At 61.2% G+C, this 20,960-nt stretch carries 21 protein-coding genes; 15 read left to right on the top strand and 6 right to left on the bottom strand.

Translation table 11 applies throughout. The features are described from left to right. The first annotated feature begins 555 nt into the window (after positions 1 to 555). The 3 genes from EC912_RS08620 (at position 556) to EC912_RS08610 (ending at position 2,005) form a co-directional block, all read left to right on the top strand. A complete protein-coding gene (locus EC912_RS08620) occupies positions 556 to 1,065 on the top strand; it encodes a hypothetical protein (protein ID WP_132142982.1) in 510 nt (169 codons plus the stop codon). Between the two features lie 65 nt (positions 1,066 to 1,130). Then, on the top strand, positions 1,131 to 1,562 hold the full coding sequence (locus EC912_RS08615) for a GFA family protein (RefSeq protein WP_132142980.1): 432 nt from the start codon (positions 1,131 to 1,133) through the stop codon (positions 1,560 to 1,562). Between the two features lie 83 nt (positions 1,563 to 1,645). Then, the gene (locus EC912_RS08610) at positions 1,646 to 2,005 is read left to right on the top strand and encodes a DUF1304 domain-containing protein (protein WP_132143814.1); all 360 of its coding nucleotides are present in this window, start codon (positions 1,646 to 1,648) and stop codon (positions 2,003 to 2,005) included. A 291-nt stretch (positions 2,006 to 2,296) separates the two neighbouring features. Here the strand turns inward: EC912_RS08610 and EC912_RS08605 are convergent, their stop codons facing one another. The 3 genes from EC912_RS08605 to EC912_RS08595 all read right to left on the bottom strand — a co-directional run bounded on the left by EC912_RS08605 (position 2,297) and on the right by EC912_RS08595 (position 3,772). Next, complete coding sequence (locus EC912_RS08605; protein ID WP_132142977.1) at positions 2,297 to 2,638, bottom strand: DMT family transporter; 342 nt, start codon at positions 2,636 to 2,638, stop codon at positions 2,297 to 2,299. 113 nt (positions 2,639 to 2,751) lie between these two features. Then, complete coding sequence (locus tag EC912_RS08600; RefSeq protein ID WP_132142975.1) at positions 2,752 to 3,264, bottom strand: arsenate reductase ArsC; 513 nt, start codon at positions 3,262 to 3,264, stop codon at positions 2,752 to 2,754. A 187-nt stretch (positions 3,265 to 3,451) separates the two neighbouring features. Next, a complete protein-coding gene (locus EC912_RS08595; protein ID WP_132142973.1) occupies positions 3,452 to 3,772 on the bottom strand; it encodes a hypothetical protein in 321 nt (106 codons plus the stop codon). A gap of 245 nt (positions 3,773 to 4,017) precedes the next feature. On the opposite strand from EC912_RS08595, the gene EC912_RS08590 reads away from it, so the two are divergent. Then, positions 4,018 to 4,398 (top strand): tautomerase family protein, encoded by a 381-nt coding sequence (locus tag EC912_RS08590; RefSeq protein WP_132142971.1) that lies wholly within the window; start codon positions 4,018 to 4,020, stop codon positions 4,396 to 4,398. 80 nt (positions 4,399 to 4,478) lie between these two features. Beyond that, entirely contained in the window at positions 4,479 to 4,766 is a 288-nt protein-coding gene (locus EC912_RS08585) for a hypothetical protein (protein WP_132142968.1), read from the top strand. On the opposite strand, the gene EC912_RS08580 is transcribed toward EC912_RS08585, so the two are convergent. Genes EC912_RS08580 through EC912_RS08570 form a run of 3 tightly spaced genes read right to left on the bottom strand, consistent with a single transcriptional unit; the run spans position 4,757 to position 8,668 of the window. Next, positions 4,757 to 5,440, bottom strand: a complete 684-nt coding sequence (locus EC912_RS08580) for an HAD family hydrolase (RefSeq protein WP_132142966.1) — start codon at positions 5,438 to 5,440, stop codon at positions 4,757 to 4,759. The two genes, EC912_RS08585 and EC912_RS08580, sit on opposite strands and share 10 nt — an antisense overlap. A gap of 36 nt (positions 5,441 to 5,476) precedes the next feature. Beyond that, positions 5,477 to 7,351: an esterase/lipase family protein gene (locus tag EC912_RS08575; protein WP_343136939.1), complete on the bottom strand. Its 1,875-nt coding sequence runs from the start codon at positions 7,349 to 7,351 to the stop codon at positions 5,477 to 5,479. A 12-nt stretch (positions 7,352 to 7,363) separates the two neighbouring features. Next, on the bottom strand, positions 7,364 to 8,668 hold the full coding sequence (locus tag EC912_RS08570; RefSeq protein ID WP_132142964.1) for an amino acid permease: 1,305 nt from the start codon (positions 8,666 to 8,668) through the stop codon (positions 7,364 to 7,366). A gap of 239 nt (positions 8,669 to 8,907) precedes the next feature. On the opposite strand from EC912_RS08570, the gene EC912_RS08565 reads away from it, so the two are divergent. From EC912_RS08565 to EC912_RS08520, 10 genes are all read left to right on the top strand, one after another. Next, positions 8,908 to 10,374 (top strand): DcaP family trimeric outer membrane transporter, encoded by a 1,467-nt coding sequence (locus EC912_RS08565; RefSeq protein WP_132142962.1) that lies wholly within the window; start codon positions 8,908 to 8,910, stop codon positions 10,372 to 10,374. A 50-nt stretch (positions 10,375 to 10,424) separates the two neighbouring features. Beyond that, positions 10,425 to 11,750 (top strand): arginine/agmatine antiporter, encoded by a 1,326-nt coding sequence (gene adiC, locus EC912_RS08560; RefSeq protein ID WP_132142960.1) that lies wholly within the window; start codon positions 10,425 to 10,427, stop codon positions 11,748 to 11,750. A 24-nt stretch (positions 11,751 to 11,774) separates the two neighbouring features. Beyond that, positions 11,775 to 14,069: an Orn/Lys/Arg decarboxylase N-terminal domain-containing protein gene (locus tag EC912_RS08555; protein WP_132142958.1), complete on the top strand. Its 2,295-nt coding sequence runs from the start codon at positions 11,775 to 11,777 to the stop codon at positions 14,067 to 14,069. 94 nt (positions 14,070 to 14,163) lie between these two features. Continuing rightward, positions 14,164 to 15,159 (top strand): DUF4105 domain-containing protein, encoded by a 996-nt coding sequence (locus tag EC912_RS08550; protein WP_132142955.1) that lies wholly within the window; start codon positions 14,164 to 14,166, stop codon positions 15,157 to 15,159. A gap of 196 nt (positions 15,160 to 15,355) precedes the next feature. Further along, positions 15,356 to 15,997: a PAAR domain-containing protein gene (locus tag EC912_RS19525; RefSeq protein WP_207906804.1), complete on the top strand. Its 642-nt coding sequence runs from the start codon at positions 15,356 to 15,358 to the stop codon at positions 15,995 to 15,997. Continuing rightward, on the top strand, positions 15,994 to 16,773 hold the full coding sequence (locus tag EC912_RS08540) for an NADPH-dependent F420 reductase (RefSeq protein WP_279389023.1): 780 nt from the start codon (positions 15,994 to 15,996) through the stop codon (positions 16,771 to 16,773). Before EC912_RS19525 ends, EC912_RS08540 begins: the two co-directional genes overlap by 4 nt. A 162-nt stretch (positions 16,774 to 16,935) precedes the next feature. After that, positions 16,936 to 17,181: a hypothetical protein gene (locus EC912_RS08535; RefSeq protein ID WP_132142949.1), complete on the top strand. Its 246-nt coding sequence runs from the start codon at positions 16,936 to 16,938 to the stop codon at positions 17,179 to 17,181. 65 nt (positions 17,182 to 17,246) lie between these two features. Further along, positions 17,247 to 17,483: a hypothetical protein gene (locus tag EC912_RS08530; RefSeq protein WP_132142947.1), complete on the top strand. Its 237-nt coding sequence runs from the start codon at positions 17,247 to 17,249 to the stop codon at positions 17,481 to 17,483. A gap of 21 nt (positions 17,484 to 17,504) precedes the next feature. Further along, the gene (locus EC912_RS08525; RefSeq protein ID WP_132142944.1) at positions 17,505 to 17,732 is read left to right on the top strand and encodes a DUF3820 family protein; all 228 of its coding nucleotides are present in this window, start codon (positions 17,505 to 17,507) and stop codon (positions 17,730 to 17,732) included. A 358-nt stretch (positions 17,733 to 18,090) separates the two neighbouring features. After that, complete coding sequence (locus EC912_RS08520) at positions 18,091 to 20,949, top strand: TonB-dependent receptor plug domain-containing protein (RefSeq protein WP_132142942.1); 2,859 nt, start codon at positions 18,091 to 18,093, stop codon at positions 20,947 to 20,949. The last annotated feature ends 11 nt before the right edge of the window (positions 20,950 to 20,960 follow it).

Genomic DNA, 20,960 nt, shown 5'->3' with positions numbered 1-20,960 from the left:
TTGACGAGTTCTGGGATGCCGTTTGCGCTTGCATCTCTATCGAGGACTCGGCCATCTCGTTTCAGATAGAGTCGGTTACAGAAAAGCTGGGCATTCGCCGTAGGAAAGTATGGGTTTAGTGGTTTTCTGGTCGGAGGCTTATGTCGATCGTCGAATTCGAAGGTCAGCTTTGCTATGAGAAGCCGCTTTCGGAAAGTGCGGGCTGGATTTGCGAGCACCTGAAGCCCTTGCTCGCATCGAACGGGCAGCGCGATCCGCCGACGGTCCTGCGGATACTTGTTGGCGGGAACAAAAGTAGCGAGGTCTTCCTGTTTGCCTCGGAGTGTAGCGATTCCGAATTTCTGTCGGATACGGCTGTCATGGCATCCCTGATAAAAGGCAGGGATCGCATAGGCTGTAATTCGTGCGGAACGACTCTCATATTTGAATGCTGAGCGATCATTCGGGTGTCTTCCCTGACATGAATTCGGATATGGTACGACGGCAAGTATTCGCTATAGGCAAAGGCGCCTGACGAGTGCTTATTATGTCTTCATAATCGCAGTCAGATTATTTATGTCATCCATCGGGCGCGTTGTCAGTCGTCATCGCGATAAATCCGCGCTTTCTGTTGTCGTCCTCATCCTGGGGCTGATGTTCGCGACCTGTGCCGCATTGCTGTTTGCGATAAGGAGCAAGGTGGCGCCTGAAGGTGCGGCACTCGTCAATGCGACCATGATCGGCTGCGCCATCGTAGCCGCTGGCCTCATTGCTCTTGGGTTTTTCGTGCGCCGTCGCCAGTGGGTTCTTGGCGAATATGGCGTTCAGAGCGAACTGGGTGGGGTAACGACGACGTGGCTCTATCGCGATCTGGCCGAGACCCGCCAGTTCTATCGACACGGCAGCGCGGCCTTCCTGGACAGGAAGTCTCCATCGCTGATATCCAGGGCTTGGACATCGAGAATCGGTATCCAGTTGCGCGACGGCTCGCATGCCAGCGTCGGCTATACCGCACTGTTCGATATGCACCTGCTGCTGGCCTTGCTCGAGGGACTCTTGTCCCGTAAAGAAGCCATCGGGAGCTAGTATGTTATGAATTGCGGCATCAGGCGGGAGCAGGGCGACAGCTCGTACCAGCGGATATCGAACACATGCTGATTCACGGTAAATGCCATTGCGGGAACATCTCGTTCTCCCTCACATGGGAGCCCGATCCAGCCGAAATTCAGGCTCGCGTATGCGATTGTTCGTTCTGTACCAAGCATGGTGGCGTATGGGCGGCCAATCCGGATAGCAGCCTGAAGGTCGTCGTCGAAGATTCCCGGCTCGTTTCCAGATACGTATTCGACACCGGCACCGCGGAATTCCACACGTGTTCCCGATGTGGCGTAGTGCCCGTCGTAACCAGTCTGATCGACGGTCAGCTATTCGCTGTCGTAAGCGTCAACGCGTTCGACGATGTTGACCCGACACTCCTTCGCCGCACATCGGGAAGCTTCGATGGCGAAGCGAAAGAGTCGCGGCTGGCCCGCAGGAAGCGCAACTGGATTGGCCGGGTCGAGTACATCGAGAACGGTATCTAGAACGAGTATCCTCGGCTGCATGGCAACGGACTCATTGCAAGGTTCAGCCATCTCGTCAATCCGAAAGAAGGAACTAAGGTGTGATGGCAATCTTCGCGACCATCCTGACCGTGCTGGTCATCCTGATCCACGTTTATATCGTCGTGCTGGAGATGTTTCTCTGGCAGAGCCGCGGACCCAAAGTCTTTGGCATCACGCCACAGTTTGCCAAAGAGACCGTCACGCTTGCCTCTAACCAGGGTCTGTACAACGGCTTCCTGGTAGCGGCCCTGATACTCGGGCTCGTACTGGGTGGACCCGTCGGAACGGGTTTCGTCTTCTACGGTCTGGCGTGCGTCGTGGTGGCTGGAGTCTGGGGCGGTATCACCGCCAGCAGGCGCATTCTGTATGTTCAGGCGTTACCGGCTGTTCTTGCGTTGTTGGCGCAGATATTCGTGCACTGAAGCATCATATTTCTGCGCACTCGCCGAAAAGTTCGGTGCCGGCTGAGGCCTTGCCTCGAGGCTCCGATGTATCGGCCGGGGTGAAGAGGTGACCATTCTTTATCGCGATAACCGATCGCACCGCGCTGGATTCTCGCCTGCGCGGGAATGACGGTGAGGAATTGGTGCGACGAACGATGGGCGATCGTACTGTTATGGCATCCGCGGTATCTGCACCATCGCTATCGTATCCGTGCAAAGAAGGAGCTTCGCCGCTTGAAGCGGCGAAGCTCTGGCTCGATGCCGCTCCGGTCAGCCGTGTTCCACTGACTTCGAAAGCAGGTTGACCACGAGTACGCCAGCAAGGATCAGCCCGATGCCGGTCAATCCCCATGCATCGAGCTTCTGCCCGAATCGTATCCAGCCTACTGCCGCGATCAGCACGATGCCCAGCCCGCTCCAGATCGCGTAAGCGATGGCGACGGGAATGTGCCGCAACGTAAGCGACAGGAAATAGAACGCGATGCCATAAGCCGCCAGTGATACGACGGTCGGGGCGGTTTTACTGAAGCCTTCGCTGGCTTTCAGGGACGTCGTTCCGACGACTTCAAAGACGATGGCGCCAAGCAACGCAAGATAGGAAAGCCAGTTCATCGCGCTTTGCTCCGCAAAGAACCCTACGTTAGGGCAGTCGTGCAGGATCGTCGAGACTCGACAGTCCTGCGTTTACGTGCGCAGCGGAATATTCATCTGGTTTTGATGCGACCTCAGACATGCGCCGCGTCCTCGGACTGAATGAATCCGATGCGGTCCAGTGCGATCTTCAGCATCTCGCGGTCGGCCCATGTGGAGGCGGGTAACGTAAGGAAGGCAAGCAGGCGCGCCTTGATCACGGCGTGGGCCAGTTTGAATGCGGCCTGCTTATCTTCATCGCTGCCTTCGAGGGCGGCGGGGTCGGGTAGGCCCCAGTGCGTTCGCACGAAATCTCCGAAAAACACGGGACAGGTTTCCGCGGCCGCGCTGTCGCATACGGTGACGACGAGATCGATGGCGGGCGCACCGTCGCCGGAAAACTCGTCCCACGATTTACTGCGTAGCCCCGCCGTGGCGATGCCTCCCGCAGCCAGGGTTTGTAGTGCGTAGGGATTGATCGTTCCGGCAGGTTTGCTGCCAGCGCTGAATGCTTCGAAGCGGGAGCCTCCCCATGCGCGTAGCGTCGCTTCGGCCAGCACGCTACGGGCGGAATTTCCGGTACAGACGAATAGCACGCGGTGAGTCATGGCGAGAGTCCGGTGAGTCGATGGTCTGTTTGCACGAACCGTCTGGGAGGCAGGCGCCATCGACCAGAGCGCAGTTTGTCGAATCGCCGCCCGCGCAGCAATTGCAAGGGCGATGCCGAACAGGCTGCCCTTGCACGCGCCGCGCAGGCCGTCGAGACGGCGGGAAGCTGAGCTGGGGCGGTCCGCTTCAGCGTACGCCGGCGGCGCCCGAGCGGTACGCCGCGACGCTGAGTTGCGCGTAAATGTCGAGGGCTTCGTCAAGCAGGCCACGGATAAGGTAGGCGGCGCGCGAGACCGTGGCTGTTTCGACGTCGACGCTTTGCGCGTCGACCAGCAGGTCGGCGACGCTGCGCGCGCCAGTGAGGCGCACCGTCATTGCGTCGTGCAGGTCGGAAGGCGCGACGTCGCGTTTGTCCCGGCAGACCGGACAGCGCAGGGTGACGCCGGTGGTCGCGAACAACGCGCGCGCGTCGGGAAGGGTATAGCGGGGCAGGTCGTTTTCGCTCATCGGGACGTCCATGTAAGAGTGTGTGATTGCATCATGCGGGCGGCGGATACCGGGAAGTCCCGGCGACCGTTCGACACGTGAAGTGTGGCGATGCGCAGAGGATCGCGTGGGTGTTGCGTGGGGTCAACGGAAGAAACGAAAATTCCGAAAAGTCTGAATTTATAGGGAAAATTAGCGGACGCCGTCGCCGGTTCGTCTGTAATATCGGCAGACCCCCCAAAGCCCCCCCCAACGGAGAAACGATCATGCCCCTGGTTCGAGTCGATCTGCTGTCGGGACGCTCCCGCGACGAGCGCCATGCCATCGGCGATGTCATCTATCAGGCCATGCGCGCCACGCTCAACGTGCCCGAGAACGACCGGTTCCAGATTATCACCGAACATCCGGCCGGCGACCTCGTGATCGACCGTACCTATCTGGGCATCGAACGTACCGATGCCTGTGTTTTCATCCAGGTCACGCTCAACGGCGGGCGTACCGTGGACATGAAAAAGGCCTTCTACAAGGCGGTCGCGGACGGGCTTCATGAACGGGTTGGCCTGCGTCGCGAGGACGTGTTCATCAGTCTGGTGGAAGTGGTGAAGGAAAACTGGTCCTTCGGCAACGGCGAAGCGCAGTACGCCTGACCGTTCCGGGCCCGGCACCGGCCTCCGGTCGCCGGGCCCGCTTTCGCGCCACTGCCACACGGCAGGCGTATGCTCGGGCGATGTCCATTTGTCTGGCCATAGCGCAGCACCGGCTGCTCATCTTCAGCTACGACGGCAGCGAACGTGTCGTGGAGCCCCATGCGTACGGTGTGGATGCAAGAGGCGATGGCCTGCTCAGCGCATACCAGATCGAAGGCGATAGCCTTTCCGGAGCCACGACGGGCTGGAAGTTCTTCCGCATGGAGAAAATGATCGGGCTGAGGGTGCTGGACCGGCACTTCCCCGGAGCCCGGCCGGATTACCGGCACGGCGATGGGGCGTTCGCGACGATCCAGTGTCAGCTGTGAGCGATGATGCAGGCCTCGCGTAGCCGCTTATTCACTTCATGCAGATCATTCGCGACATGGATCGCCATACGGCGCATTTCCGCATTGGCGGGCAGCAGGTCGGGGACCATGATTGTCGGGACGCCCGCGGCGACGGAGGAGCGGACGCCCAGGTGCGAGTCTTCCAGTGCCAGGCAGCACAGGGGTGGCTTGTTGAGGATGCGGGCGGCGAGCAGGTAAGGATCGGGATAAGGCTTGGTGCGTTCGCAATCGCCGGAGGCGACCACCGCGTCGAAGCGATCGCGCAGGCCGGACGCTTCAAGGTGATGCGTGGCCACCATATGCGAGGACGAGGTCACCACGGCCCTGGGTATGCCGAATTCATCCAGCGTATCCAGTAGCTCGATGGCACCGGCTTTGACGCGCAATTCGGTTTCCAGTTTCCTCCGGATGCATCCCGCGGCGGCGCTCCATAGCTCGTCGAGGTCGATGTCGTTGCCGACATGTTCGCGCAGCAGCATGCGTGCCGCCTGCGCGTGGAGGCCGACCATCCGGTCGCATAACGACAGCGGCACATCGATTTCCGCCGCTGTCGCGGTTTCGCGAAGCGCATCCCGATAGAGTATTTCGGTATCGAACAGGACACCGTCCAGGTCGAAGAAGACGGCCATGGGTGTCGCGGGAAAAAGGACCATGGCCACCCGCCCTCCAGATGCTTGCCACGCGATGGTTCAGTTCGTAACTGCCGCCGCGTGTTCCCTGAGGATGCGGCGTAGCTCCAGAATGGCCTGCGGCGTTTCCTGGACGCTATGCCATGACGGTACCGCGAGTTCGGACTCGGCGCCATCCAGATGTGCGCTGGCATAGGGCACGACGCCATCGCTGCTGTCCGCCAGCGGTCCTTTCAGCTTATATACCCCGACGATCGTGTGGTAGCGGACGGCCGGCGAGATCGGCAGGCTGGCCGTGGCGCGGATGAACGGATCTTTGTCGCTGAGGTTGTCGACGCTGTTCGGGATACGGGCAGAGCCGCCTTCGACACCCGGGTTCCAGGCGTCCGATACGCTGGCCACCTCTTTCAGCAGGTCGGCGGGCAGGCGGATGAGATTGCCCAGCCAGCGTGCGATCCGGTGCTGGGCGTACGGCGTGCCGCGATGCGGCGAGGCAAGGAAGACGGCACGCGTCACCCCCGGCATCGGCGAGAAACGCAGATAGGGCGTCAGGCGTTCACGTACCTGGCGCTGGCGTTCGGGCGAGAGGTCGCGCCGGAGCGGTATGACATTCCAGAGGCTTTCGTCGCTGGTGGACACCAGCAGGCGGGCGATGACGCCGCCCATGCTATGGCCGACCAGCACGATGTTGTGCGAGGCACGGGCTTGGCCCGTGGGATCGAAATGCGCGAGGGTCGCGTCCAGCGCCTTGCGGATATTGGCGAGATTCACGGCGACCGGCGCGTTGGTCGGATAGTAGACCTGCCATATCTGGTAAGTGCGCCGAAGATCGTCGTCGCCCATGACCTCGTTGTCCACGTTGACCCAGGCCTCGGGGCTGCTGGCCAGCCCGTGCAGCATGATCACGGTGATGCGATTCGGGTCGTAAGGCTGCATCAAAAGAACGCGCGGCGTTTTCAGGCCGCCCTCGCGACCCAGCAGGGAGCGGATCGACTGGCTGGCGAAGCCCGAGCGGGCCAGCCATACGCCGTACGGTGCCGTGAAGTTGGCCGCCAACGGAACCTTCTGGCCACCGAACGTAATGCTTCCGTCGTGATAGGGATCGCTGGCAAGGATGCTGACGTCTTTCACGGCGAGTACGGCGGCCGCGGTATCGCCCGCGAATTCCAGAGTGCCGGTGATCGGCGCGTAGTCCGGATTGCGCCAGGGCACGGTGTTATCGGGCGCGTCGGGAGCCGCCACCGCGACGAAATTGGAGCCGAAGCCATCGCGCTTATAGATATTCCTCAGACCGTCGAAGCGCAGGCCGGACGCCGCGATCAGTTCGGCGGGGACGCCGTTTCCATCGCCCACCCGGACATCCGAACGCGGACGATGAATCGTCCATCCGGCGAACTCCGTTTGCGTCCAGTCTGTGCCCAGACTCGGCAGGGCCGCGAAGAATCGGGTCATCGCGCGCTGCGTGGCGAAGTTGTAGAAATCGATCACCTGTACCTGGCGTAGCTCGAACGCGCGTTCCGTGGGTGCCCGCGACGTGCGGAACAGGTAGACGTAGGCGTAACGGGCGGAACGCATATAGGCGTCCAGCGCGCGGTCGTCGAGTGCGCGCTTGCCGTCACCCGGGTCGGCACGTACCGCAACATCCAGCCACAGCTCCGACAGCGCGGAAAAGCGCTGTTCGTCGGTGAGCCCGGCCGATCCCTCGATCGTCGTTTCGCAGGGTGCCAGTTTGGCCAGGCAGTCGTCGGGCAAGAGCGCGACGACGTTGAGCGTCTGGATAGTGCTGTCACTGAGGCGCCGGGTACTCAGGACATCCGAGCGCCGCTCGTTGACGTAGTCGCGCGGTGCGACATGGCGAATCCCCACCATATTGATATTGCAGGCGGTGGAGGCGAGGGTGAGGGCGAGCAGCAGAAAAAATCGTGGCTGGAACATAGGCGCGTGCTGCTATTTCTCTGTGTGTCGCATGAAGAAAGGATAGATCGGGGCGGAGAGCAGGACGAAGACGACGGCCTGCATGACCTGTACCGGACTGGCGCCAAGTATGGCCCAAAGGCAATAGATGCTGGCGACGCAGCCGATGGCGTAACTACCGATCCGGCGCAGGCCCGTCTCGTGCCGTGCAAGGCTGAAGCGGATGACCGTGACGGCGGAGAACAGATAGGGCAGGATCGCCAGCAGTACGGCGATGCCGGTCAGGGTCCGGAACTGGCCTGCCAGGGTCGGCGACATCGTAAGCAGCAGCATGGCTGTCATCAGTGCGGCGACGACGTAAAGGCCCGCACCTGGCATGCCGTGGCGATTCATTCGCGCGAAAATCGACGGAAACAGCCCGTCGTCGGCCGCGGCCTTGGCGGACTGGCCGACCAGCAGCATCCAGCCGCCGAGTGCTCCGGTGGACTTCAGTACCGCGCATACGCCGACCATGACGACACCCCATGGTCCGATCATCAGACGACCGGCTTCGGCGAAGGGCGCCGATGAAGTGCGCAGCGTGTCCATGGGCAGCATGCCCATGATGACCGTCGAGCAGCTGACATAGACCACAGCCGAGATCGCCAGGCCGAACAGGGTTGCCAGGGGGATGGTCCGTCTGGGGTTATCGACGACGCCCGCGGACACCGCGGCGCTCTCCACGCCCATGAACGCCCATAGGGCCATGGATGCGGCGCTCGACACCGCGGAGAAGTCGCTTTGTCCGCTGACATTCCATCCGCGAAGGAACAGGTCGCGGTCGAACCAGTACCAGCCACCGATCGCGATAAACAGAATGGGGACAAGCGCGAGCGACAACGTCCATGTTTCCAGGTGCCCGATCCATGAGGCACCGCGTGCATTGGCGAAACTCAGAATCCAGATCACGGCTAGCGTAAAAACGGCGCGAGCCATGGGACCTTCAAGACCCGGAACCAGTTCGGACAAATAACCCGTTACCACCAACGCAATGGCGACATTGCCGATCCAGTTGCCGAACCAGTAAGCATAATTACTGGTAAATCCTATGTAATAACCGAAGGTGTCGCGCGCATACGCGTAAGGGCCACCCTGTTGGGGGTCTAAATGGCCAAGCCGGGCGAATACGAGGCCAAGCGCCATGGCGCCCACCGTGGCCACGACCCAGCCGAAGATCGAGATGCTGCCGACGCTGGCGAGATTGGCCGGGAGCAGGAAAACACCGGTGCCTATCATGTTCCCGGCGACCAGCATCGTGGTCGCGAGCAGTCCCATCTTGCGCACCGGGCGATCGGTCATCGGTAATACCTCGATAGGAATGCCGGGACGAGCGAAGGCACCTTATCATCGGTAATGCATTTCACGCATTCCATGCATTAAAAATGCAAAGTGTGTTCCGGTATCTTGACGGATATGGCGCAATTTGCCGCAGTTGCTTGTATTTTTCAGGCACGAGCGTTTAGCCTCGACGACGTAATGCGCACCATGTTGTAACGCAATCTTCAATAACCGCCCTCGCTGGCGAAACGGAGTGCGCTATGCGAAAGGGGCTGCTGGTATGCGCGATGGTCGTTGGGCTGCTCGCCTCGACAGGAGCCGTGGCGCAGGACGATACGAAGGCGCTGAAAGAAGAGGTGGAAAGTCTCCGCGAAACGGTGCGCGCATTGCAGGCACGCCTGGATAGTGTCGAGGCCAATCAGCGCAGCGCGCAATCGCAGTCGGCTGCGACGACGGTACCCGCGCCGGCAAGGCCACCGACCGGGGTTCCGCCGCCGCCTGCCGTCATGTCCGTGTCCCCAGCACAGAAACCGGCCATTGCGCTGGGTATCGAACAATCCCGTCTGCCGGAACAACAAAGCGTTTCGGACAACGCCACGGGCGCTTCCCGCATCGACAACCGGCCGCCGCCGAACGATCCCGAACTGAAGGGGTTCATCCCCATTCCCGGCACCGAGACGATGATACGCATCGGTGGCTACGCAAAACTGGATGCCATCTACGACACGCACGATGCCGGTAACCGGGAGCAATTCATTCCCGCGACGTTCCCCATCGGCGATCCGAATGCCGGTAATGCGAATTTCAACATGCATGCGCGGCAGACGCGTTTCAGCTTCGAGGCACGCAGGCCGACGGACTACGGCAATCTGCGTTTCTATCTCGAGAACGATTTCTTCGGCGGTGGCAGCGACGCCTACCAGTTCCACCTGCGCCAGGCCTTCGGCCAGATCGGCAATACCTACGCCGGCTACGGCTACTCCTCTTTCATGGATGCCGATGCACTGCCCGACACGCTCGATTTCGCCGGGCCCGGCGGACAGATGTTCTTGCTGCAGCCAGGTATCCACCAGGCCTTCGAGCTGAGCCAGGGCAATAGCATCACGATTTCCGCCGAGCGCCCCAGTTCGGAAGTGGCGGTGCCGGACGTGGACCATCCCGTCACCGGCACCACGCGCGTTCCGGATGTCGTTCTGGCGGGTCGGATCGAGCGCGCATGGGGACATGTCCAGGCCAGCGCGGTGGTACGCCGGCTGGGCTATGCGCGCGACGGACGTGGCGATTACACGATGGCCGGCGGTGTGGCGCTGGCCGGCGCGCTGGCCACGTTCGGCGACGATCTGCTGATGTTCAGTGGCGCTTGGGGCAAGGGCATCGCACGTTACCTTTCCGATACCAGTGGGTCGGGTCTCGACGCCGTCGTGGGTGCCGACGGGCAGTTGAAGGCCCTGAAAACCTGGGGCGGATACGGTGCCTATACGCACTACTGGAGCAAGAACTGGCGCTCCAGTGCCGTGTACGGCATGGCGCGCACGGCCGGTAGCAACCTGCTCGCGAGCAACGCATTCCGAGACAGCAACTATGCCGCTGCCAATCTTATCTGGAGCCCCGCACCTACCTGGACGATGGGTGTCGAGGTGCTGCACGGAAGGTTGCGTCAGCAGGACGGCAGTACGGCCAACGACACGCGTGTGCAGGGTTCTTTGCAGTACAGCTTCGTCAAATAGGCCGGGTTATCGGGGGAAGGCCGGTTCTCATCATCGATAGGGAGCATGTCATGGCAAGCGGGCAACGCAAGATAGGCGTGGTGGCGGCGACCTTCCTGGTCGGCGGCAACATGATGGGGTCGGGGGTGTTCCTTCTGCCGGGAAGTCTCGCGCGCATCGGTACGATTTCGATGTGGGGCTGGGCGGTGACCACGATAGGTTCGCTGCTTCTCGCCTTCGTCTTCGCCAAGCTGGGACGGCTGGCGCCGAAGGCGGGCGGTCCTTATGCGTATGCGCGGGACGCCTTCGGTCCCTATATGGGTTTCCAGACGAACACGATCTACTGGTTCGCCAACTGGATAGGCAATGTGGCGTTGCCCGTGGCGGCGGTGGGTTATTTCAGCTATTTCGTTCCCTCGCTCCGGGAAGCGGGCATGCGCACCATCGTCGTGCTGGTGCTGATCTGGGTGTTTACCTTCGCCAATATTCTCGGCGCGAACGTCGTCACCCGAATTCAGTCCATCACGACATCGTTCGCGCTCGTACCGCTTTTCGGTATCGCGCTGTTCGGATGGTTCTGGTTCCGTGCCGATATCTTCGCTGGCGCGCACAACGTGTCCGGCAAGGGCGATTTCGAAGCGATTTCCAGTGCTGCATCGCTCACGCTCTGGGCGTTCATCGGCGTCGAGTCGGCATCGGTGTCGGCGGCTGTCGTGAAGGATCCCGAGAAAAACGTGGCGATCGCGACCATCGCGGGAGTCGCGCTGGCGGCCGTGGTTTACATCCTGAGTTCGGCTGTGATCATGGGCATGATTCCGAACGATCAGCTTCAGGTCGCCGATGCGCCGTTCGCCCTTGCGGCTCAGGTGGCACTCGGACAGTGGGGTGGCGGCATCGTCAGCCTCTGCGCCGCACTTGGCGCGGGTGGATCGCTGGGCGGCTGGATATTGCTGACGGCGCTGAGTGCGAAGGCCGCTGGCGACGACGGGCTGTTTCCGAAGATTTTCAGCAAGACCGACAAGCACGATACGCCGGTCATGGGCCTGGTCATCGTCGGCGTGCTGATGTCGCTGATTGTCGTCGTCACGGCCTCGTCGCCGAGCGCGTCGCAGCAGTTCGAGCTGATCACGCAGGCCGCCGTTGTCCTTACGTTGCTTCCGTATATCTACTCGTCGGTCGCTTGCTATTTCGCGGTCGAGGAATCCCATTCAACGACGCATACGGGCTTTTACTGGGTGCTGACCAGCATCGCCGTCGTGTATTGCCTGTGGGCCATTTTCGGTACGGACGGCAATCTGGTGAGCTACGCATTCCTGTTCATGCTGTTCATCACCGTCTTCTATCCCTTCTTCAGCGAGCAGCGCCGGCAGCGCGCGCGCCTCGTCAAGACACCCTGACTTATCCCCCTACGGAGTCTGGCTATGTACTTCAACGCACTTGATTACCCTATCGTCATCATCGACGACGATTACGAGTCGCCGCGCATCAACGGCATTCTGATACGAGCGCTCGCGGACGAGCTGGCTACGCACGGACAGCGCGTCCTGAGCGGTTTGACGATGGGCGACGCGCAGGCGGCCGCCCGCACGTATATCGCCGCGTCGGCCGTGCTCATTTCCATCGATGGAGGAGAAGAGGGGCCCGATCAGTTCGACGACCTGCTTCGATTCCTGGACGACCAGTCGGCTCGTCGCGGGGATCTTCCGGTGTTTCTGTATGGCGAACGCCGGACGATCGAGCAGATTCCGGCCAAATTGCTCGGGCGTGTGCACAGCTTCGTCTTCCTTTACGAAGACACCAAGAACTTCATCGCACGCCAGGTCATGCGTGCCGCCGACGATTACATGGGCAAATTGTTACCGCCGTTCTTCAAGGCGCTGATCCAGCATACGGCCCAGTCGAACTATTCCTGGCATACGCCAGGTCATGGTGGCGGCGTGGCATTCACCAAGTCGGCGGTGGGTCGCGCGTTGCATCAGTTCTACGGGGAAAACACGTTGCGAAGTGATTTGTCGATTTCCGTGCCGGAGCTGGGTTCGCTGCTGGATCACACCGGTCCGATCAAGCAGGCGGAAGACGAGGCGGCCCGCACCTTCGGCGCCGACCATACGTTCTTCGTGACCAATGGCACGTCTACCTCGAACAAGATCGTCTGGCATGGCACAGTGGCGCGTGGAGACGTGGTATTCGTCGACCGGAATTGCCATAAGTCGCTGTTGCATTCGCTGATCATGACGGGTGCGGTCCCGGTGTACTTCACACCCAGCCGCAACGCGCACGGCATCATCGGACCCATCAGTCTCGATCAGTTCGAACCGAAGGCGATGGCGAAGAAGATCGCTTCGCATCCTTTGGCGAGCAAGGCGAAAAATCCGAAGAAACCGCGCATTGCGGTCGTGACCAATTCGACCTACGACGGGCTTTGTTACAACGCCGAGCGTATCGCCGCCGACATCGGCGGCGGTGTGGATTACCTGCACTTCGACGAGGCCTGGTACGCGTATGCGGCCTTCCACGAGCTGTACGACAATCACTACGGCATGGCGAAGGGTAAGGCGCGCGAACAGGATCCCGTGATTTTCACCACGCATTCGACACATAAGCTGCTGGCGGCTTTCTCTCAGGCATCGATGATCCATGCGCGCAACGGCCGCCATCGCAGTCTGGACGTCGCTCGTTTCAACGAAGCTTTCATGATGCACACCACGACGTCGCCGCACTATGGCGTGATCGCCGCCTGCGACATTGCGGCGCGCATGATGGAGGGCAGGGCGGGACGTTCGCTGGTGCAGGAAACGCACGACGAGGCCGTGTCGTTCCGGCGCGCGATGCTGCACATCGGCGACGGCCTGTCCCAGCGGGACTGGTGGTTCAGGGTCTGGCAGCCGGATGGTCTGGAGAAAAAACTGCGGCTGGGCGAACGGGCCGCGCTACCGGTCACCACGAAGCAGGCCGACTGGCGTCTGGCGCCGAAGGCCGCATGGCACGGCTTCGGCGATCTTCCACGCGACTACATGATGATCGACCCCATCAAGGTCACCATCCTTACGCCGGGTCTCGGCATGGACGGCAGATCGACGAAGAAGGGTGGCATCCCTGCTGCTATCGTCACGAAATTCCTGTGGTCGCGTGGGCTAACGGTCGAGAAGACCAACCTGTATTCGTTCCTGCTGCTGTTCTCGATGGGTGTCACGAAGGGCAAATGGAGCACGCTGGCCACCGAATTGCTGGCCTTCAAGGAACTCTACGACCGCAACGAGCCATTGCTGAATGCATTGCCGTCGCTGGTGGCGGACTATCCGTTGACCTATGGCGATGTCGGCTTGCGCGATCTGTGCGACCGGCTGCATGCCTTCAACGTCGAGTACAAGGTGGCGGAGATCATGCAGAAGATGTACGTCGGACTTCCCGAACCTGTGCTGATTCCCGCCGAAGCTTACGATCGGCTGGTGAAGGGCGAGATCGAGCGTGCCCCGATCGACGAACTCAGCGGGCGCGTCGCGGCAACGATGCTGGTCCCCTATCCGCCAGGGATTCCGACGATCATGCCGGGCGAGCGTTTTGGCGGAAAAAACGACGCGATTATCGAATCGCTGCGTATCGCTCGCGCGCAGAACGAGCGTTTCCCGGGATTCGAATCGGACGTGCACGGTCTGATTATCGAGAACGGTCCCAAGGGAGCCGAGTACAAGGTAGAAGTGCTGAAGGGCGTCTGATCGATAGCCCATTGCGTTATGCGCAGCGAACCCCGACGCTTGCCTTCAAGGCCGTCGGGGTCGCGATGCGGGTGTGGGAATGAGAAAACGAGGGATGCTGATCCGGACGGTCCTTGGGGCGCTTACGGGTGTCGTCGTATTCGTTTCGGGGGTATGGGGCGGGTTCGCGCTCTGGTACCAGCTTCCCGGCGGCCAGGCGGCGCGCTGGACCGGTAGTGCGATCTGGGCGCTGGCGGTCATCGCGGTGCTTGCACTGACAGTGACAAGGCGCGCCTGGTGGCCGGTGCTTGCGTACGCGGGGTTGCTGCTCCTGCTGGTCGTATGGTGGACGAGCATCCGGCCTTCCAACGACCGGGTATGGTCGCCCGACGTAGCGCATTTGCTGCACGGGTCGGTGGATGGGAGTCGCGTCACCCTGGTCAATGTCCGCGACTTCAACTGGCGTACCGACGACGATTTCGACGAGCGCTGGGACACGCGAACCTACGATCTGGACCAACTGGTGTCCGCGGATGCCATCCTTTCGTACTGGGGCAGCAAGGCCATTGCCCATGCCATGATCTCGTTCGGTTTTTCCGACGGCAGGCACGTCGTTTTTTCGATGGAAATCCGGCGCGAACGTGGCGAAGCCTTCTCAGAGATCGGCGGGTTCTTCAAGCAGTTCGAGCTTGTGCTGATCGCGGCGGACGAACGCGACATCGTTCGTGTGCGGACCAATGTACGGGATGAGGACGATTACCTGTTTCCGTTGAGCATGCCTCGCGAGGGCATGCGTTCGCTGTTCCTGTCTTACGTGAACGCCGCGAACGAACTGACGACGACGCCGCGTTTCTACAACACGATCACCTCGAACTGCACGACCATCGTCTATCGCATGGCGCGCCGTATCGATCCGGGCCTGCCCATGGACCTGCGGCTCCTTCTCACGGGTTACCTTCCCGAATACCTGCACAACAACGGCACGCTCGATCCGCGACTTTCGGTCGACGAATGGCGCCGTCAGGGGCGTATCACCGACCGGGCGCGAGGGTCGGCAGTCGGCGACGATTTCTCGCGGGTCATCCGCGATGGCGTTCCGCCCGCACGTTAAGTTGGGCTTTGCCAGATTTATTGCGCGTCGTAATTCAGAACAATCGTATATCCAGAGGGCTGCGATGCCGATTTAATGGCAAAAGGAGGCCGCGTCGGATGACGCGGCCACGATGCAAGGGTTCATGGAGGAACCATTCAGTGGACCGACACTCGGAAATATCCGGGCGCGTGCGCCCCCGGACAAAGGACGACCGATGAGCCGGCCCATCGTCGTGGTCGGCGACATCACCACGCATGGCGGGCGGGTGATCTCCGGTTGTCCGGTCGCGCGCCTCTACGGTCTGGCCGTGGCGCGGATCGGCGACAAGGTCATCTGCGACGCTTGCGGCACGATCGCGTCCATCGTCGAAACGGGATTGCCGTCCATCGGCGACGAGCCGCGCTTTGCCGTTCATGGCGACCGCACTTCCTGTGGCGCATGGGTCATGAGCAGTCTCTGGCGCTATAGCTACCCGGCGGACGTCATCCGCCCGCGCGCGCGATCCATGGCCTGCATCGCGGAGCGTCGTCTGCAGGGGGCTGCCGCCTTGCCGCCCGTTCTTCGCTTCAGGGTCTCGCACGCGGTCAGTGGCCTTCCGGTTCCCGATACCTCGTATGTCGTACCGCGTAGCGAAGGCGGAGAAGACTGGCGCTATACCGACGCATACGGTCTTACGGACCCGGTGACGATGGCATGCCCCGACGCGCCGCCCGTCTACTTCGAGTTCGGGCTCCCGGCGGAGCGGCGGCTCGAACTCGTCGCTATCGATTTCGTGCCGGAGGAGCTGCCGCCGCCTGCACCGCAGCGTCGCCGCCGGGGCCGTCCGCGACGCGACGTCATACCTCGCTCGCCTTGAATTCACGACGTTGGCTAAAGAATGGCCGGGAAAGGACTGCGCCATGGTGGCGTGTCCACACATCGCATCTGGAGGTTCGAATGAAGATCGGCATTATCGGTGCGGGAAACATTGGTTCGACATTGACGAAGCGTTTCCGCGAACTTGGCCATGACGTATTCGTCGCCAATTCACGCGGGCCGGATACGCTGGAATCCCTTGCCGCGGAAACAGGGGCAAGGGCGGTCACGGCGCAGGAGGCCGCGCGTGCGGGCGATGTCGTGATCGTCACCATTCCCCAGCATCGCGTACCGGATCTACCCGGCGATCTTTTCGCCGGCGTCGGCGAACATGTCGTCGTGGTCGATACCGGCAATTACTACCCGCGCCAGCGAGATGGCCGCATCGATGGCATCGAGCAAGGCATGACGGAAAGCCGATGGGTATCCAGCCAGATCGGGCGTCCTGTTATCAAGGCGTTCAACAATATCTATGCCGATCATCTGTTGAAGCTGGGGCGGCCGTCGGGTGCGCGCGATCGCGTGGCACTCCCCGTGGCGGGCGACGACGCCAATGCAAAGGCGACGGTCCTCAAGCTGGTCGAGGCGCTGGGGTTCGACGGGGTGGATTCGGGGACGCTGGACGAGTCCTGGCGGCAGCAGCCGGGAACGCCGGTCTACACGACCGATTTCCAGCTCGACCGGCTGAAACTGGGCCTCATCGATGCATCCCGGCATCGCACGCCCGACTGGCGGGCGACGGATCGCAGTCCCGGCAGTTTCGAGCAGCCGCGCTGACATGGGACGTTAGGACGGCGTGAAAATCCGGGATCTCGGAACCGCGTTGTTCCTCCATCGGCGAAAGCGTTAACCTTGCGGGTCGCGAATGACGGGGAGCCCCCGGCATTCGTCGCCCCGGCGACTGTTGGTTCTACCGGCTCGGTGGAGTAACGCCTGATCATGAGTCTTGCGATCTACGATATTCCGTTCAATCCGGACCTGGCCGGTCTTTGGCATGTCCAGTTGAATGGCGTGCCCATGGAAAACTTCGCGACGCGCGTGGCAGCTATTGCCTACGCCGTCGCGCAGTCGAAACTGATCGGTGCGCAGCGAGGCGTGCGCGTGCTTGTATCCGTCGAAGGCGCCGATGGTATCTGGCGCGAGTTCGAGTCGAACGCGAAGCGTCCCGTCAGCGGATTGCTCTGAGCGCTACACGCGATATTTATCGCCGATGGTTAGCATGGGGGGCCACAGTCCCCGCAGTGAAAATCATGACGCATCGAAAGATCGGTTATTTCGACGTGGAAGGCACCTGTTACATGGCCAAGCCGGGACGATGGCGCGGCAAATACGTCATACGCGAAGATGGCGACGAGGTGCTCGAAAAATCCTGTATTGCCTTGCACGAATCGGAAGCGGATGCCTGCGCGGAAGGTCTGGGGAAGGGTGTCGAAGCGGCACGGCGCATGATGGTCGATCGCGAAGGTTTCGATCCCGGCGCTGGCTGATTGCACGTTATGCTTCGCGCCATGGAAGATATCTCACTCAAACCCGACGACCTCAAACGCCTCGCCACCTTGACCATGCCCTATGGCAAGCACAAGGGCATGCCCGTGGCGGACCTTCCCGGGCCTTATCTTGCGTGGTTCGCCCGCGAAGGATTTCCTCCGGGCGATCTGGGTCGGCTTCTGGCCCTGATGCACGAGCTTGACCACAACGGTCTGCGCTCGCTGCTCACGCCGTTGCGAAAGCCGTAAATACGGCCAGGTACGAACACGCCGGGAGAGCATAGTTCGTGCCAGAGCGTTTTCGCGGAATTTCACATTTCGTGGATTGTGCGGTTCGTGAATTCGGCGTAGCGTCTTTGCTGCGCTGCCGTGAATGAAATGTTGTCGGTTCATTCGGGCACGCAGGTCATGCGGGAGGGCATGGCCTTTCGGACAATGACGATACGGCGCGGAGTGTCGGGTCGCCTTTGCTCTGGAGTGCTAATGACTTCATAACGCCCACCGATGTCGCGTCCGTGCCACAAGGCATAACGGACGTACGCGCGTGCCGGCACTCCTTGAGATCACCAGTCGCCTTAACTCCCCTGACAGGCTCCGGAGATCGCTCATGAAAACCTGCTCCCCGCTACGGGTCCGATTCCCATTACGGGCATATCGTCGCCATTCCCTCGCAACGGCCATCGCTTTCGCTATCGCCTGCACGAGTGTTGCAAGCTTCGCGCAGTCCGCGCCGCCTCCGGCTCCTGCCCCACAGGACCAGAAAGGGACCACCGAACTGCAGACCATCACCGTTACCGGCTCGGCGCTCCCTCGCATCGATGTTGAAACGCCGTCGCCCGTGACCGTCATTACGGCGGATATGATCCGCAAGAGCGGTCTGACGACTATTTCGGACGTTATCCGCGCGGTATCGGCGGACAACAGCGGATCGATTCCCACGTCGTTTACCGCCGGTTTCGCGGCCGGTTCGTCGGGTGTTGCCCTGCGCGGTCTAACCGTGAACTCGACTCTCGTGCTGATCGATGGCCGCCGCGCGGCCAGTTACGCGCTGGCCGACGATGGGCAGCGTTCGTTCGTCGATCTGAACACCATTCCGACAAACGCCATCGAGCGCATCGACGTACTGAAAGACGGCGCATCGTCGCTGTATGGCGCCGATGCCATTGCCGGTGTGGTGAACATCATCCTGAAACCGGGCTATCAAGGGGCGGAAGCCTCGGCGAGCGTCGGTACGTCACAGCATGGCGGCGGTACGCAGAAGCGTGCGAGCGTGCTGTTCGGCGGCGGCGATCTGAACAAGGATGGCTATAACGCCTATGTCAGTGTCGAATACCAGAAGGACGACGATATCCGTGTGCGGCAACGTGGCTTTCCGTACAACACCGTGGACCTGTCGCGGATCGGCGGCAATAACCTCATTGCCGGTCAGCCGTCGCTGAATCTCGGCTCCACGGTCGGCACCGTGACGCCCGGCCAGCTGTCGCGACCCGGTGATGTAACCAGCGGCGTCCCGAACACGGGGGCGGTTGCCCAGCCCCTGGGGCCGTGCGGTCCCAACGGCACCACGCTGGTGACCGGGGATCCCAACAACCCGGGCAGTTACTGCTCCCAGAATGTCAATCAGCTGTATAGCGATATCGCGCCGAGCATCGATCGACGCGGCGTCTACGGCCGCTTTACCCTGAAGGTGTCGGACAACATGCAGGCCTATATCGGGGCCAGCTACTACGAGACGAAGACGACGGTGTCCGGTCTTCCCGCGCAGATCCAGGCGGGCACGCCGAACAACACCAATACCATTGCGCTGCCGGCCACGTTGCCCGATGGCTCGCTGAATCCGAATAATCCGTTTGCGGCGGCCGGCAACGCAGCGCTCATCAACTACGGCTTCCCGGGAATACTGGGCGGCGCCGTGAACGATAACCATAACTTCCGTCTGGTCGGCGGCCTGACCGGCACGTTCGGCGAATGGAACTACGACACCGCGCTGGTGCTCAACCATACGTCGCTCGATGTCACCAATTTCGGCTTCCTCAACTACAATCAACTGATATCCGCGGTAACGAACGGGACGTACAACTTCCTCAACCCGTCCGCGAATAGTCAGGCGTTGATCGCCGCACTGGCGCCTCCCTTGAAAAAAACCTCGACGAGCGACCTGCAATCGATCGACTTCCGTCTGTCGCGTTCGTTGATGGATCTGAAAGGCGGTCAGCTGGGTCTGGCGACGGGTATCGATATCCGTCGCGAGGCGCAGGACGATCCGGACCTGAATCCGAATCTTGCGGCGCAGGGACTGGGTATTGCGCATACCCGGGGTAAGCGTACGGTGTCTGGCGTCTACGCCGAGATCGACGCGCCATTCCTGGAATCGCTGGAGGTCGATCTGTCCGGACGTTTCGACCATTACTCCGACTTCGGCAATAACTTCTCGCCGAAGATCGGCTTCAAGTGGAAACCGATCGAGGAACTGGCGTTCCGCGGCACCTTCTCGAAAGGCTTCCGCGCGCCGAGCTTCGCGGAAAACGGATCGAGCGCGGCCGAAGGTTTCACGTTGTACACGCCGCCGGCGGATTTCCAGAACCAGCACGGAAATAGCGGTTACGTGCAGCCGTACGGCCTTGCCTTCCTGACTTCCGCGAATCCGAACATCAAGCCGGAACGATCGAAGAGCTACACCTTCGGCATCCTGTACCAGCCGATTCCGCAACTGTCGGCATCGCTGGACTATTACGCGATCAAGAAGACCGGGGTTATCGCGCAACAGAGTTCCAACGCGATACTCGACGCCTACTATGCAGGTCTGCCACTGCCGGCCGGTTCGTCGATTACCGTCGACGGTCCCGATCCCGCGGCACCCACCGCGCTTCCGCGTCCGTTGATCGTGGCGGCGCCGTATGTAAACCAGAACGCGCTGAAAACCGAAGGTATCGACCTGGACCTGAAGGGTAATTTCGACTTCAGCGAGAACGTGCATTTCACCAGCGAAATCCAGCTCACGAAGATCCTGAGCTGGAAGCTGATCCTGCAGGACGGAACGGAACTGCAGTTTGTCGGCACGCATGGTCCGTACCAGCTGTCCTCTGGAGCGGGCACGCCGCGCTATCGCGGTTCGTGGGCCAACAGCGTCAGCTTCGGCAAAGCGACGGTTACCGCAACGGCTTACTACACGAGCGGACTGAAGTTCACGGTGCCGGACATCACGAGCGGATGCTTCTCGACCAATACGCTCACGGGTGCCGACTTCCCGGCCAGCTGCCATATGTCGTCGTTTACGGATGTGGATCTGACGGGTAGCTACGACTTCACGCCGAAGCTCTCCGTGAATGCATCGGTGATGAATATCTTCGACAGGAAGGCGCCACTGGATCCCATCAACTATGCGGCGATCAACTACAACCCGACCTATGCGATGAATGGCGTGATCGGGCGGTTCTATAGCCTCGGCGTGCGAGTGAAGTTCTGATGGGTCCCAAG

The sequence above is a fragment of the Luteibacter rhizovicinus genome (assembly GCF_004342265.1).
GTDB lineage: Bacteria > Pseudomonadota > Gammaproteobacteria > Xanthomonadales > Rhodanobacteraceae > Luteibacter > Luteibacter rhizovicinus_B.
Note: the sequence above shows the minus strand (reverse complement) of the source record. Positions and strands in the feature narration are given on the sequence as shown.